The 13,897-nt window shown below is 69.3% G+C and carries 13 protein-coding genes; 7 read left to right on the top strand and 6 right to left on the bottom strand.

What is annotated here, in order from left to right; genetic code table 11:
• Positions 1–32 precede the first annotated feature (32 nt).
• The 4 genes from HOV77_RS07340 to HOV77_RS07325 all read right to left on the bottom strand — a co-directional run bounded on the left by HOV77_RS07340 (position 33) and on the right by HOV77_RS07325 (position 5,204).
• Positions 33–2,060: a glycoside hydrolase family 2 TIM barrel-domain containing protein gene (locus HOV77_RS07340; protein WP_290859345.1), complete on the bottom strand. Its 2,028-nt coding sequence runs from the start codon at positions 2,058–2,060 to the stop codon at positions 33–35.
• A 62-nt stretch (positions 2,061–2,122) separates the two neighbouring features.
• Positions 2,123–2,968, bottom strand: coding sequence for a carbohydrate ABC transporter permease (locus tag HOV77_RS07335; protein ID WP_290859343.1), 846 nt, complete (start codon positions 2,966–2,968; stop codon positions 2,123–2,125).
• Positions 2,965–3,837, bottom strand: coding sequence for a sugar ABC transporter permease (locus HOV77_RS07330; protein WP_290859341.1), 873 nt, complete (start codon positions 3,835–3,837; stop codon positions 2,965–2,967). Before HOV77_RS07330 ends, HOV77_RS07335 begins: the two co-directional genes overlap by 4 nt.
• On the bottom strand, positions 3,834–5,204 hold the full coding sequence (locus HOV77_RS07325) for an extracellular solute-binding protein (RefSeq protein ID WP_290859339.1): 1,371 nt from the start codon (positions 5,202–5,204) through the stop codon (positions 3,834–3,836). Before HOV77_RS07325 ends, HOV77_RS07330 begins: the two co-directional genes overlap by 4 nt.
• 178 nt (positions 5,205–5,382) lie before the next feature.
• Here HOV77_RS07325 and HOV77_RS07320 point away from each other — a divergent pair, with 178 nt between their 5' ends.
• Positions 5,383–6,393: a LacI family DNA-binding transcriptional regulator gene (locus tag HOV77_RS07320; RefSeq protein ID WP_290859337.1), complete on the top strand. Its 1,011-nt coding sequence runs from the start codon at positions 5,383–5,385 to the stop codon at positions 6,391–6,393.
• 85 nt (positions 6,394–6,478) lie between these two features.
• Positions 6,479–6,832: a hypothetical protein gene (locus HOV77_RS07315; RefSeq protein WP_290859335.1), complete on the top strand. Its 354-nt coding sequence runs from the start codon at positions 6,479–6,481 to the stop codon at positions 6,830–6,832.
• On the opposite strand, the gene HOV77_RS07310 is transcribed toward HOV77_RS07315, so the two are convergent.
• On the bottom strand, positions 6,833–7,507 hold the full coding sequence (locus tag HOV77_RS07310; protein WP_290859330.1) for a response regulator: 675 nt from the start codon (positions 7,505–7,507) through the stop codon (positions 6,833–6,835).
• Positions 7,504–9,090, bottom strand: a complete 1,587-nt coding sequence (locus tag HOV77_RS07305; protein WP_290859323.1) for a sensor histidine kinase — start codon at positions 9,088–9,090, stop codon at positions 7,504–7,506. The genes HOV77_RS07310 and HOV77_RS07305 overlap by 4 nt, the downstream gene beginning before the upstream one ends.
• 122 nt (positions 9,091–9,212) lie before the next feature.
• Between HOV77_RS07305 and HOV77_RS07300 the strand changes: the two genes are divergently transcribed.
• From HOV77_RS07300 to HOV77_RS07280, 5 genes are all read left to right on the top strand, one after another.
• A complete protein-coding gene (locus tag HOV77_RS07300) occupies positions 9,213–10,022 on the top strand; it encodes an ABC transporter ATP-binding protein (RefSeq protein ID WP_290859321.1) in 810 nt (269 codons plus the stop codon).
• Entirely contained in the window at positions 10,015–10,845 is an 831-nt protein-coding gene (locus HOV77_RS07295; RefSeq protein WP_290859319.1) for an ABC transporter permease, read from the top strand. The genes HOV77_RS07300 and HOV77_RS07295 overlap by 8 nt, the downstream gene beginning before the upstream one ends.
• Before the next feature lie 31 nt (positions 10,846–10,876).
• A complete protein-coding gene (locus HOV77_RS07290; protein WP_290859317.1) occupies positions 10,877–11,908 on the top strand; it encodes an ABC transporter substrate-binding protein in 1,032 nt (343 codons plus the stop codon).
• Between the two features lie 265 nt (positions 11,909–12,173).
• The gene (locus HOV77_RS07285) at positions 12,174–12,698 is read left to right on the top strand and encodes a SigE family RNA polymerase sigma factor (protein ID WP_290859315.1); all 525 of its coding nucleotides are present in this window, start codon (positions 12,174–12,176) and stop codon (positions 12,696–12,698) included.
• Positions 12,695–13,897 carry a hypothetical protein gene (locus HOV77_RS07280; protein ID WP_290859313.1) on the top strand — a complete coding sequence of 401 codons (1,203 nt, stop codon included), beginning with the start codon at positions 12,695–12,697 and terminating at the stop codon, positions 13,895–13,897. Before HOV77_RS07285 ends, HOV77_RS07280 begins: the two co-directional genes overlap by 4 nt.

Raw genomic sequence — 13,897 nt, 5'->3', positions numbered from 1 at the left:
AGGCGTGCTCCTCACGTCGATGGGGACGGGGTTCAGTCCGCCGGGGCCGAGTCGACGACGACGTCGATCGCGGTCCGGGCGGCGGTGCGACCGGCCGCCTCGAAGAGCAGGTGCAGGCGGCCGTCGGCCCAGCCGTCGGGCAGGTTCACGAGGACTGTGACCGGCTCGCTCAGCTGGTACGGCTTGACGTGCGTGGAGGTACCGGTGGTTTGCCAGGCGGGCGATCCGGGCGCGGGAGCGTCACCGAAGCGCGGGGTCCAGGCCAGCCGCAGCGTCCCGTCGACCGCTTCGCCGCCGTGGTGCGAGACGCGTACGGCGATCTGGGTCGGCCCGGCAACGACGAGATCGCGGCCAGGGCGTTGCGGTTCGACGTCGGCGATCAGCACCGTGTCGGCGTGGACGTCGGCCGGGTCGACGCCGCCCAGGTCCTTGGTGCGCCGGTCATAGGTGTAGACCCCGACCGTCTCGTGCTCGATGTCGTAGAGCTCGGTGTAGATGTATCCGGCGACGCGCTCGTGCCGCCGCAGCTCCTGCGTCTGCCAGCGCTGGTGCCAGCCACGCTCCACACTGGTCGCGCCGCCGCCGTACTCGCCGTTGAGCCACGGGCGGCCGCTCTCGTCGAATCCCGGCACGTTGATCAGCTTCGTCACGACGTGGTCCGGGCCGAGGCGTACCGGGAAACCCGGGTCCGCGCCCGACACCAGCCGGGTCAGTGTCCGCGCCCACGACACCGCGTCGTCGTCGTAGTAATGCCAGTCGACCAGATCGGTCTCGACGTGGGTCCAGCCCGAGTTGTCCACTACCGGCCGCGTCAGGTCCAGGTCTTTCACCAGCTTGTACGCGCGGCGCACCGCGTCTTGTTTGGCGGTGTCGCCCGGCACGTCCCAGTCGAGGCCCCATTCCTCGTTGTACGCGCCCCAGATGACGATGCTCGGGTGGTTCCGGTCCCGGCGGATCATCCCGGTGAGGCCGTCTTCGAAGGCGGCGACCGCGTCAGCGTGGAACCGCCCGGTGGAGGCCGGTTCGGCCCAGACCAGTACGCCGAGCCGGTCGGCCCAGTAGAGCCAGCGGGGATCTTCGGCCTTGAGGTGCTTGCGGACCAGGTTGAAGCCGGCCGCCTTGGCCAGTTCCAAATCGCGCCGGAAGGCGTCGTCGTCGGGGGCGGTGTGCCCGCCCTCCGGCCAGAAGCCCTGGTCGAGCACGCCCCGCAGGAACACCGGTACGCCGTTGAGATGCAGCAGCCGGTCGTGCCAGCCGACGCTCCGCAGACCCGCGTACGCCGTCACGGTGTCCACACCGGATGGACTGGTGACCGTGGCCGTGACGAAATACAGGTGCGGATCCTCGACCGTCCACAAGCGAGGCTCCGCGATCGGCAGGGTGATCGGACTCGCCGGATCGTCGACGGTGACCGTCTGGTCCGCCCAGGCGAGCGTGATGGTGGCGGCGTCGGCCTCCGGACCGGCTAGGGCGAGGATGACCTCGATGCCGTCGAGGTCCGGGGTGGGCGTCAGATCCAGCCGCACCAGGTGGGTCGCCGGGCGGGGCTCCAGCCAGACCGGCTGCCAGATGCCGCTGGACGCGCCGAAGGCGCACCCGTCGTAGTCGTCGGCGGGCAGACTGCGCTGCTTGCCGTGGGGAATCCGGAGCTTGTCGACCGGGGCCTCGACGCGTACGACGAGAACTCCGGCACCCGCCGTGTCGAGCGCGTCGGTGATGTCCGCCTCGAACGGCAGATAGCCGCCTTCGTGCGAGACCACCGGCACGTCGTTGACCCACACCTCGGCCCGATGATGGACCGCGCCGAAGTGCAGGATCGTACGCTGACCGGCCCACTCGGCCGGGCGGCGGATCTCCCGCCGGTACCAGCCGACGGATTGCCAGTGCCGCCCGACGCCGGAAGCCGGGTGCTCCCACGGGAACGGCACGATGACGGTCCCCCAATCGGCCTGCGAGTCGGCCGATGGTTCTTCGGAGAAGTCCCAGGTCCCGTTGAGGCTCAGCCAGGCGGCTGAACGGTCGAAGTGCGGTCGCGGGTACTCGGGGCGAGGCGTGGTCACGAGTGGACTCCCAGGTGCGTTGCGGGCGGATCGTTTGTGCGGGCTGTGCAGTGCCGGCGGCGTCAGCCTTTGAGGCTGCCGGCCATGACGCCCTTGATGAGCTGGCGTTGCAGGACGATGAAGATCACGAACACGGGCAGGGCGGCGAGCGTGCTGGCGGCCAGCAGTTGGCCCCAGACACTGGCCCAGTCCGCGCCGAGCTGATGGCTGGTGATGCTCTGGCCGAGGGTGGCGAGCATGACTTGCAGGGTCTGGTGCTGCTGGTCGTTGACGGCCACGACGGGCCAGACGAAGTCGTTGTAGATGTTGATGAAGGTCAGTACGCCGAGCGCCGCCAGCCCGGGCCGGATGACCGGCAGCACGATCGACCCGAACAGCCGCAGATCGCCGCAGCCGTCGATGCGGGCCGCGTCGAGCAGGTCGTCGGGGATCGCCGCGATGACCTGCCGCATCCAGAACACCCCGAAGGCGTCGACCGCGCCCGGCAGGATCAGCGCCGAGAAGGTGTTGACCCAGCCGAGTTCGCTCATCTGCAACAGCAACGGCACCAGCAGGACGAGCGTGGGCAGCATCAGGGTGATCAGGACCGCGCCGAACAACAGCCGCTTGCCTGGGAACGAGTACTTGGCGAAGGCGAACCCGGCCAGCGGGCAGAACAGCATCGTGATCGCGCCCTTGACCGCCACGACGATCGCGGTGTTGCGGAACCCCACCCCGATCGGGACGGTGTCGAGCATCTCCCGGAAGTTGCCCAGCGTCGCCGTACGCGGATCGAAGGTGAACGGGTCGGTGATGATGCTCGCCCCCGGCTTGAACGCCGACGCGACCATCCACAGCAAGGGCGCCAGGCTCGCCAGCGCGGCGACGACGAGAAACGCGTACCGGCCGGCACTCCCCAGTCGTTTCACGAGTCCTCCCGGGGGCGCAGGATGCGGATGGACGCCAGCGACAGGCCGAAGACCAGGATCACCAGCAGGAACGAGTTGGCCGCGCCAAGCCCCAGGTCGGAGTTCGTGATGTGGCCGTAGAGGTAGAGCCCGGCGGTGCGGGTGCTGTTGAACGGGCCGCCGTCGGTGACCACGTACGGCTCGGCGAACAGCTGGAACACCGTCAGCGTGGCGATGACGACGTAGAAGCTGATCGTGCGCATCGCCAGCGGGAGGGTGACCCGCCAGAACTGGGTCCATGCCCCGGCCCCGTCCAGGCGAGCCGCCTCGTAGACCTCCGGTGGTATCGATTGCAACCCGGCCAGGAGCAGCACGACGGCGTACCCTGTGGTTCTCCAGAGGACGAGCAGCGCGAGCGTGGGCTTGGCCCAGGTGGGGTCGGTGAGCCAGCCCACGGCCGGGAGTCCCGCGGCCGTGAGCGCGCTGTTGACCGCGCCGAAGTCCTTGTCGAACAACACGATCCAGACCTGCGACATCGCCACGAGCGGGGTGACGAACGGCGCGACCAGCGCCCCGATGAACAGCCCGCGCAGCCGGGCGCGGTTGAGCGCGACCGCGATCGCCAGCGCCAGCACGACCTGCAGCGGAACCACGAGCAGCCACAGCACCGCCGAGACGCCCAGCGAACCCCAGAAGTCCTCGCTGGTCAACAGGTAGCGGTAGTTGGCCAGGCCGACCGATTCCAGCAGGCCCGCGCCGCGCCAGTTCGTGAAGCTCAGGCGCAGCGCGAAGCCCATCGGATAGAGCGCGAACCCGACGAAGATCGCCAGGAACGGCAGCACGAACAGGTACGGCGCGAGCGGCACTCGACGCCGGCGGCGCATGTTCATGGGCGGTCGACGAGGTTCTTCTGGATCTGCTGGGCCGACGTGGAGAGCACGTCGTCCGGGCTCATCTGCCCGTTGAGCATGCGCTGCAGGTTGACGCCGAGGTAGTCGACCGCCTTGCCCCACCAGACCGGGATCGTGTAGCCGCCGGGCACCTGCTTGGCGGCGTCGGTCGCGACCTTCCAGAGGTCCTGCCCGCCGAGCTCGGCGACCGGCTTGAACAACGCCTCGCCCGACAGCGCCGGCAGGTACGACGGCACCGAGGTGTTGATGCCACCCGGGTAGACGTCGTTGGGCCCGTAGACGGCGGTGTACCCCGTCTTGCTGAACGTCAAGTGCTCGTACAGCAGCCAGGCGAGCTGCGGGTTCTTGGCCTTGGCGGGGATCACGAACGACGAGCCGCCCATGACGCCGCCGCGGGCGCCACCGGCCTGCCAAGCGGGCAACGCGGTCGCCCGCCACTTGCCCTTGGTCTGCTTGAGCAGCTGTTGCGGGCCGAAGACGAACCATTGCGCCCACGGCACGAAGACCTGCGTACCGTTGTCGAGGGTGTTGACGTCGGTCGGCTCGAAGTATTTCGCGAGCGTCCCGAGATCTTCGGCGCGTACCTTGTCCAGCCAGGTCAACGCGGTTCGGTAAGGCGTCGTGTCCACCGCCAGCTTCCCCGCGCTGTCCACAATGGCCGCACCCTGTTGGTTGACGAACATGTCCAGCCAGAGCTGACTCAGGTACTCGTTCGCCTCGAGGTGGAGCGGCTTGCTCGCCGGGAACTTGCCCTTCACCGTCCGCGCGGCGGCGAGCAGATCGTCGTAGGTGGCGATCTTCGCGGGGTCGACGCCCGCCTGCTCGACGAGGTCGGCCCGGTAGAACAGCAGACCCGGGTCGAGGTCCCACGGCACGGCCACCACCCGGCCCTCGACCGTGACCACGCCCAGCTTGTACGGCGCGATGTCCTTCTTGTAGGGCTCGATGAGCGTACTGAGGTCGAACAGCTGCGGTGCGATGCCGGGGATGAGGGCGTCGTCGTAGAACGCGCCGTCGGGCACTTCGGCTCCGGAGATCAGCGTGCTGGGCAGCTTGGCGTTGATGTCGACGGCCAGGTGATTGACCTTGACCTGGGGGTACTTCGCCGTGAACGACGCGATCGCCTTGTCGAACACCTTGTACAGGTCGCCGGAGCGGTCCCAGATCGTCACTTCGCCGGCGGGCGGGGCGGAGAAGCTCGGCGTACCCAGCGGCTGCTGGTTGGTGCTGGCGGACGGGGCGCACCCGGCGAGGGCGGCCGCACCGCCGACGGTGCCACCGGCGAGCGCGGCCGCACCTATGCCCCGCAACATCGTGCGGCGCGAGAGAAGACGGTCATCCTTCATGATCATTCAATCCCTTGGGGCGGGCCGGAGCTGGGCGTACTCCGTGCTGTCGAGGGGGCTAGCTTGCCAGGTCGAGCAAGTTTGCAACGTTGCAAGCCCATGATGCACACTAGTTTGCAACGATGCAATACCATGGTCGGCGAAAGTTGCCTCGGATTTGAGGGAAGGGCGGCGCGATTTGTCCCCCACGCTGCGCGACGTCGCTGAACGAGCCGGTGTCTCCATCCGGACCGTCTCCAACGTCGTCAACGGCTTCGCCCACGTCGCGCCCGCGACCCGCGCCCGGGTCGAGCAGGTGGTCGCCGAACTCGGCTACCGCCCGAACACGGTCGCCCGCTCGTTGCGCCAGGGCCGCAGCCGCATGCTCGCCCTCGTCGTCCCCGAACTGGACGTCCCGTACTTCGCCGAGCTGACCCGGTTCGTCATCGAACACGCGGCCGCCCGTGGCTACACGGTGGTCGTCGACCAGACCGACGGCGACCCCACCCGCGAACGCGAGCTCATCATGAACGGCACCACCGCCAACCTGTTCGACGGCGTCATCTTCAGCCCGATCGCGCTGGGCGGCGCAGACCTCCGCGACCGCACCGTCACCACCCCGGTCGTGCTGCTCGGCGAACGGGCGAGCGCCGTCGGCCTCGACCACGTCATGATCGACAACGTGACGGCGGCCGGACTGGCCACCCGGCACCTGATCGAGCTGGGGCGTACGCGCATCGCCGCCATCGGCGACCAGAACGACGAGACCCGGCAGACCGCCCGGCTGCGTACGCTCGGCTTCCGGCAGGCGGTCACGGAGGCGGGGCTGCGAGTGGACCCGGTCCTCCTCAGGTCCACGTCGTTCTTCCACCGCGCCGACGGGGCGGCCGCCATGGCGGAACTGCTCGCCTTGGCCGACCCGCCCGACGCCGTGTTCTGCTACAACGATCTGCTGGCCCTGGGCGCTTTACGGACGGCGTTGCAGCACGGCGTACGCGTACCGGAGGACATCGCGATCATCGGCTTCGACGACATCGAAGACGGCCGCTACAGTACGCCGAGCCTCAGCACGATCAGCCCGGACAAGGAGCAGATCGCCCGCCTGGCGGTGGAACTGCTGGCCAACCGTCTCGACGGCGACACCACCGAGCCCGTCGAGGTGCCCGCCGACTTCACCTTGCAGGCTCGGGAGAGCACCTTGGGCCGCTGAGTCCGGCTCCTCCACCCACGGGTGGAGACGAAGGTCCACTCCGACGCCGAAGACCGGAACGGCGCGCGACGGCACGCTTCTGGGTATGCGTACTGTCAAACTTCTCGCGGCCGGCTACCTCGGTCTCAGCGTCCTCACCTTCGCCGCCGTCATCCTGCTGCGCCACCACGCCGACATCGTCACCGACGCCGTCTGGGTGCGTACTGGCATCGTCGTCGCCAGTTCGATCCTCGTGACCCTCTTCGCGGTACGCGCCGCCCAGGGATCGGTCGGCGCACTCCGCCGACTGCGCATCCTGTCCGCTGCGATGACGGTCGCCATCATCGTGATCGTCGCGCTGCCGGGGCTGTTCCCGATGTGGCTGAAGATCGAGCAGGCGGCGTGTGGCGTACTGCTGCTCAGCGTGTTCCTGCTGAGCCGCCGCGCGCAGATCGCGTAATCAGCCGACGCGTCCGCCCCGCCATCGATAGAGGTGCTCGGGGCGGCCGGTCGATCCGTACCGCAGATCCAGCTCGATCCGCCCGCTGTGGGCGAGGTCCGCGAGATACCGCTGGGCCGTCGCCCGCGAAACCCCGGTCACGTCGGCCACGTCGATCGCCGTCACCGGTCCCGGCGCGGCGCGTAGCGCCTCGAGGATGCGCTGCGCGGTCACGGCCGATCGGCCCTTCGGCAGCGCGCCCGTGGGCGCGTCGGCGTCGTGGAGCATCGCCACCGCCCGGTCGATCTCGGCCTGGTCCAGCTCGCGGTCCCCGGCCAGATGGCCACGGAATCGCGCGTACGCCAAGAGCCGTTCCCAGAGCTGGGCGGCGGTGAACGGCTTCACGAGGTAGTTCAGCGCACCCGTCGAGAGGGCGGATCGGACGGTGGCGGCATCGCCCGCGGCGGTGAGCATGATGACGTCGGCGTCGAGCCGCCGGACGACGCCCGTGCCCAGCCCGTCGGGCAGATACTGGTCCAGCAGCACGAGATCGGGGCGCAGCCGATCACACTCGGCCACCGCGGCGGCGGCCGTATGCGCGACGCCGACCGAGCGGAATCCCGGCACCTTGTCCACAAAGGAAGAGTGGAGCGCCGCGACCCGGAAGTCGTCGTCGACGACCAGTACGCCGATCATGGCGCCTGCCACGTGAGGGCGGCCGCCGGACTGAGCACTCCGGGCAACTCGGCGACGAAGACCGCGCCACCGCCGTCGCCGGGCGGGCCGAGGCGTACGTCGCCGCCGTGGTGACGAGCCGTGCGGCGAGCCAGCGCCAGCCCGAGGCCGCTCCCCGGGGAGTCCTTGGTCGAGGCGCCCGGCGCGAAGGGGTCGGGCAGGGTGACGCCGTCGCCGCTGTCGGCCACGTAGACGTGCAGGTCTTCGTCGTGGGCGAGCAGACTGACCTCCACCCAAGCGGGTTCCCGGGAGCCCAGCGCGGCGGCCCGGATCGCGTTGTCCACGAGGTTGCCCAAGACGGTCACGACGTCCAGCGGTGAGGTGAGCCGGCCGGGGATCCAGGTGTCCTCGCCCACCCGCAGAGTCACACCCGCCTCGGAGGCCACGGCACCCTTCGCCGCGAGCAGCCCGTCCAGGTACGGATCGCCGACCTGCCCCGGCGGCGCTCCGGCGGCTGCGGTCGCCGACAGCTCCCGCATGTACGCCCGCGCCCGGTCGGTCTCGCCGAGTTGCAACAGCCCGTCGAGCGTATGCAGCCGATTCGTGTGCTCATGGGCCTGCGCGCGCAGGGCATCGGTCAGCGCCCGGGTGGCTTCGAGCTCCCGGGCCATGTCGTCGAGGTTGGTGTGGTCGCGCAGGGTCAGCACGGTGCCGAGATCCTGGCCGCCCCGCTGGACCGGCCGGCGGGTCACCACCACCACCCGTTCACCCAGCATGCGCAGTCCGCTCGTCAGCGGCGACCGGTCTTCGAGGAGGGCACGGATCTCGTCGGTGGCCGGTGATCCGGAGGCGACCGGTTGCGTCAGAAGCCGGGCGGCCTGCTCCGTGCATACGCCGACCCGGCCACTGACGTCGACTGCCAGCACCCCGTCGCGTACGCCCTCCAGAACCGCCACTTGTTCGCGTACCAGATCAGCCAGATCGGCGGGCTCGAGGCCGAACGTGCGCCGCTTGAGCCGGACCGCGAGCAGAGCCGCTCCCCCGATGCCGACGGCGAGCGAGAGCACCGTGAAGCCGATGGCCCACGGCAGGATCTGATCGAGGCGATTGCCGATGTCGTCGGCGTGGATGCCGACGCTGACCTCGCCCACGATCGCGCCGGTCGAATCGCGCAGCGGGACCTTGCCGCGCGCCGACAGGCCCAACGTGCCGCGCTCGATGTTGACTTCCTCGCGACCCTGGAGCGGACCGGTCGGATCGGTGCTGACCCGCTGGCCGATACGGTCCGGTTCCTTGTGCGAGAAGCGGATGCCGTCGACGTCGGTGATCACGACGAACAACGCCTTGTTCGCGGCCCGGACCCGCTCGGCATAGACCTGGACCGGCCCATCGACATCGGGCCGACTGGAACGGACCTGATCGCCGAGCCCCGGCTCCTGCGCCACCGACCGGGCGACGGCGAGGGCTCGCTCCTCGTACTGCTGCTCGATCTCATGCCGCAGCAACAGCACGGCGAGGGTGAATCCGGCCGCCGCCACGATGGCGACCACGACCACTTGCAGCAGCATCGTCTGCGTGGCCAGGCGGAGGGGGCGGCGGCTCATGCCAGTCAAAGTACCTGGGAAAACGCGGTGAGCAGAATGAGCAGAACGCCATCTACGTAACTTGGCCGCGCAATGGACGAAACCGCGCGGAAACCTTCCGGCCACCTTTACGGTCTGCCGCTATGACCCAGACCACATCCGCCATCCGGCTGCAACGGGCGACCAAGGTGTTCCCCGCGGCCGGGGGCGGCACCTTCACCGCCATGCGCGAGGTCACCCTCGACGTCGCGCCGGGCGAGTTCGTCACCGTGGTCGGCCCGACCGGCTGCGGCAAGTCCACCACGCTGGCGTTGATCTCCGGGCTGGAACCGGCGAGCGCCGGTGAAGTGGCCGTCGCCGGTACGCCGGTCACCGGCATCCCCGGAAACGTCGGCTACATGTTCCAGCAGGACGCGACGCTGCCGTGGCGGACGGTCGTCGACAACGTGGCCCTCGGCCTGCGCTATCGCGGGGTGCCGAAGGCCGAGGCGCGCGAACGGGCCCAGGAGTGGGTCGACCGCGTCGGCCTGCGTGGCTTCGAGAAGTACTACCCGCACCAGTTGTCGGGCGGTATGCGCAAACGCGTCGCGATGGCGCAGACGTTGATCACCGAGCCGCAGATCCTGCTGCTGGACGAGCCGTTCGGCGCGCTCGATGTGCAGACGCGCGAGCTGATGCAGGCAGAGCTGCTGCGGCTGTGGGCCGGCACGGGAGCCGCGGTCGTCTTCGTGACCCACGACCTGACCGAGGCGATCGCGCTGGCCGACCGGGTCGTCGTGATGACCGCCGCCCCGGCGACGATCAAGAGCATCGTCCCGGTGACGCTGCCCCGCCCGAGGGACGTCGAGGCGATCCGGCTGGACCCCGCCTTCCTGGATCTCTACCGCGAGGTCTGGGACTCCCTGCGCGAAGAGGTCGAGATCGCCCGCGAGAGGGGTGCCCGCCGTGGCTGACGTCGGTATCGCAATGGTGGACAACCGTCCCGCCGAGATCACTCTCCAGCCTCTGAAGGAGCGCCGCTGGCGGGTGTACGCCGGCCGCCTCGTCCTGGTCGCGTTGTGGCTCGGCTCGTGGGAGGTCGCCGGGACCTACTGGATCGATCCGTTCTTCTACTCCAAGCCGAGCTTGATCTGGCAGAAGCTGGTCGACTGGTTCACCGAGGGCACCTCGTACGGCAGCATCTGGCTCCAGATCAGCTACACCCTCCAGGAGGCGGTGTACGGCTTCGCGCTCGGCGCGATCGTCGGCGTCGTGCTCGGCGTCGTCCTGGGCCGCTCAAGGTTCCTGTCCGACGTGCTCGCGCCGTTCATCAAGGCGGCCAACGCCATCCCCCGCATCGTGCTGGCCTCGCTGTTCGTCATCTGGTTCGGGTTCGGGATGAGCTCGAAGGTCGCCACCGCGTTCGTCCTGGTCTTCTTCGGCGTCTTCTTCAACGCCTTCCAAGGCGCGCGGGAGGTGCCCAAGGTCATCGACGACAACAGCCGCATCCTCGGCGCTTCCCGGCTGCAGATGATGCGTACGGTCGTGCTGCCGAGCGCCACCTCGTGGATTCTCGCCAGTCTGCACACCGCGTTCGGCTTCGCCCTGATCGGCGCGATCGTCGGCGAGTACACCGGAGCCGACAAGGGCCTCGGCATGCTCATCGCGCACTCGCAGGGCACCTTCGACTCGGCCGGCATCTACGCCGCCATGATCATCATGACCGCGCTGGCGCTGCTCGCCGAGGCGGTCCTCACCCTCGTCGAGCGCCGGCTGACCCGCTGGCAGCCTCGCTGAACCCCTCCCTCCTTTCGAGATTGGACCACTCATGCGTAAATCCATCGCACTGCTGGCCGTCCCGGCCCTCGCGCTGGGCCTGTCGGCCTGCCGCGGCCAGTCCCCGGCGGCCTCCTCCGACGGCGGCTCGACCCAGACGATCACGATCATGGTCGGCGGCCTCGACAAGGTGATCTACCTGCCCGCCAAGCTCACCGAGCAGCTCGGCTACTTCAAGGACGCGGGCGTCAACGTCGAACTCAAGAGCGAACCGTCCGGCGCGGACGCCGAGACGATGATGCTCGCCGGCCAGGTCGACGGCGTCGTCGGCTTCTACGACCACACCGTCCACCTGCAGGCCAAGGGCAAGTGCGTCGAAAGCGTCGTGCAGTTCGCCGACGTGCCGGGCGAGGCGGAGGTCGTCGCCACGAGCAAGGCCGCGACGTTGTCGTCCGCCAAGGACTTCGCGGGCAAGAAGCTCGGTGTGACCAGCCCCGGCTCCTCGACCGACATGCTCACCCAGGCCCTGGCCGTACGCAACGGCGTGCAGAAGTCGCAGTACACCACGGTCAAGGCGGGTGCCGGAGCCACCTTCATCGCAGCGATCGACAACGGCGGCATCGACGCCGGGATGACCACCGACCCGACCATCGCCAAGCTGGTCAGCACCGGCAAGGGCAAGGTCATCATCGACCTGCGTACCGAGGAGGGCACCAAGGCGGCCCTCGGCGGGCTCTACCCGGGTGCGTCGCTGTACATGCCGTGTGACTACGTGTCCTCGCACAAGGAGGCCATCCAGAAGATGGCGACGGCGTTCGTCAAGACGCTGAACTTCATCAACACGCACACCGCCGCCGAGATCGCCGCGAAGATGCCCGCCGACTACGCCGGTGGCGACGTGAAGCTGTACGAGCAGTCGATCAACGACTCCAAGGGCATGTTCACCGCCGACGGCGTCATGCCGGCCGACGGCCCGCAGACCGTGCTCGACGTGCTCAAGGAGTCCAACCCCGACGTTCAGAAGGCCGGCTCCATCGACCTGAGCAAGACCTTCACGACCGACTTCGTGAAGGCCGCCGGCTGATCCTCCCTGACGTCTTACGCTGACGTCCTCGCGTTATCCGCGGATAACGCGGCCTTCCGAGACTGGGAGGCCGCGTTATCCGGCATAACGCGCGACGCCGCATTACGCGCGGCCGCAAAGCGCGCGTGGCCGCACAACGCGTTAGGCCGCACAACGCGCGAGACCCGCGCGAAGGCGCGATCTGGAAAGTCGCCGGACTCCGCCAACCTTCTCCACCTCGGGGGCGTTTGTAGAGGTTGCGGTCCGACACCCCGGGGGATACCAGATGGCCCATGACGACGAGCTACGCGAGTTTCTGGCGGCTCGCCTCGATCGCTTGTCGGCGACGGCGTACCTGTTGACGGGCAACCATCACGACGCCGAGGACTTGCTCCAGGCTGCGCTGGTCAAGGTCACCGCCCGCTGGCCGCGGATCCATGAACTCCGCGATCCCGGGCACTACGTGTGGCGGGTGCTTTACAACGAGCATGTCTCCCTCTGGCGGAGACGCCGACGCCGCATCACCGCGTACGCCGAGGAGGATCTGTCGGCGTACGCGTCGGGGCGGGACGAGGCGGCCCATGTCGTGCGCCGCCTGGTGATCCAGCAGGCGCTGGCTCGGTTGACTCCCAAGCAACGGGCCGTCGTCGTCCTGCGCTATTTCGAGGACCTGACCGAGGAGGAGTCGGCCCGCATCCTCGGCTGCACGCTCGGCACGATCAAGAGCCAGACGCATCGGGCGCTGGCCAAGTTGCGGCAAGTTGCCCCAGAACTCGAGCACCTGTGGCTGGACGGGGCGGGAGTGCGATGAATCAGGTCAGACGGGCGTTGATGGAACTGGCGGCGGAGTCGCGCCCGTACACGGTGCTCGACAAGGCCATCGCCGAGGGGCTACGACGTCGGCGGCGTCACCGGCGCGTGGGATCGACGCTGGCGACCGTCGGCGTGGTGACCGTCCTCGGTGCCGGGTACGCCGCCGCCGGTCCGGAGCCGGGTCCCAGCGTGCGGCCGTCCGGACCGGTCGCCACCGCCCCCGTCGGCGCTTCCCCGACCGATTCGGGGTCGGTCGTCGGCCCGTCGGCGTGCGTGGGCAGTGTGCTGCCGGTTCCATCCGGCTTCGCCGGGCGCAGTGTCGCGATCGGCGGCGATCCGTCCGGACGCTTCGTGCTCGGCCGGGCCTACGAATCCGGTCAGGCCCGGATGGTGATGTGGACGGACGGCAGACCATCCGTTGTGGAGCTTCCCGGGAGCGGCGACGAGCTGCGGGACGTGACGACCTACGGCCTCGCCGTCGGCAGCAGCTACGACGGCGGACGCAGCCGGGCATACCGGTATGAGAACGGCGTCTTCGTCCGGCTGCCGGAGCAGGACGCCGCCGCCACAACAGTCAACGAGCGCGGCGACGTAGCCGGAACGGCCGGCGATCGGCCGGTGGTCTGGCGGTCCGGTTCGACTGCGGCGCAGCGTCTTCCGGTGCCGAACGTCACCGTGTTCGGTGACGCGCGGGGGATCGACGAGGACGGGACCGTCGTCGGTTCGGTCACGACACCGGGCGCCCACGCCGGTGACGAGGCCGTCGCCTGGGCGTACGCGTGGAGTCCGGACGGCACCGCCCAGGTTCTGCCGATCCCCCACTCCGACGCCGGTCCGGTCACGAGCGCGTGGGCCACCTCCGTCCGCAACGGCTGGGTGAGTGGCACCGCCCGAATCCGGACCGCCCGCGGCGACGCCATGTATGCCGTGCTGTGGAATCTGCGTACCAAGGAGGTCTCCTTGAGCGACCAGATCGGACCGGGAGAGGTCGTCAACGCGCGCGGCTGGCGGGCAGGCCGTGGCGCCGACGGGCCGGTGTTGCTGACCGCGGGCGCGCTGATACGCCTGCCGCTGCCGACCGCGAGCAGGTTCGACGAGGCGGTGGGGGTGAGTGACGACGGCACGGTGGTGGTCGGCACCCGCTACGACCCAGCCGACTCGCTGGCGTCCGCGGCGATGGTGTGGCGATGCCGGTGA

This window comes from Hamadaea sp. (assembly GCF_013362815.1).
GTDB lineage: Bacteria > Actinomycetota > Actinomycetes > Mycobacteriales > Micromonosporaceae > Hamadaea.
The sequence above is the reverse complement of the archived record's forward strand: the minus strand, read 5'-3'. Positions and strand labels throughout refer to the sequence as shown.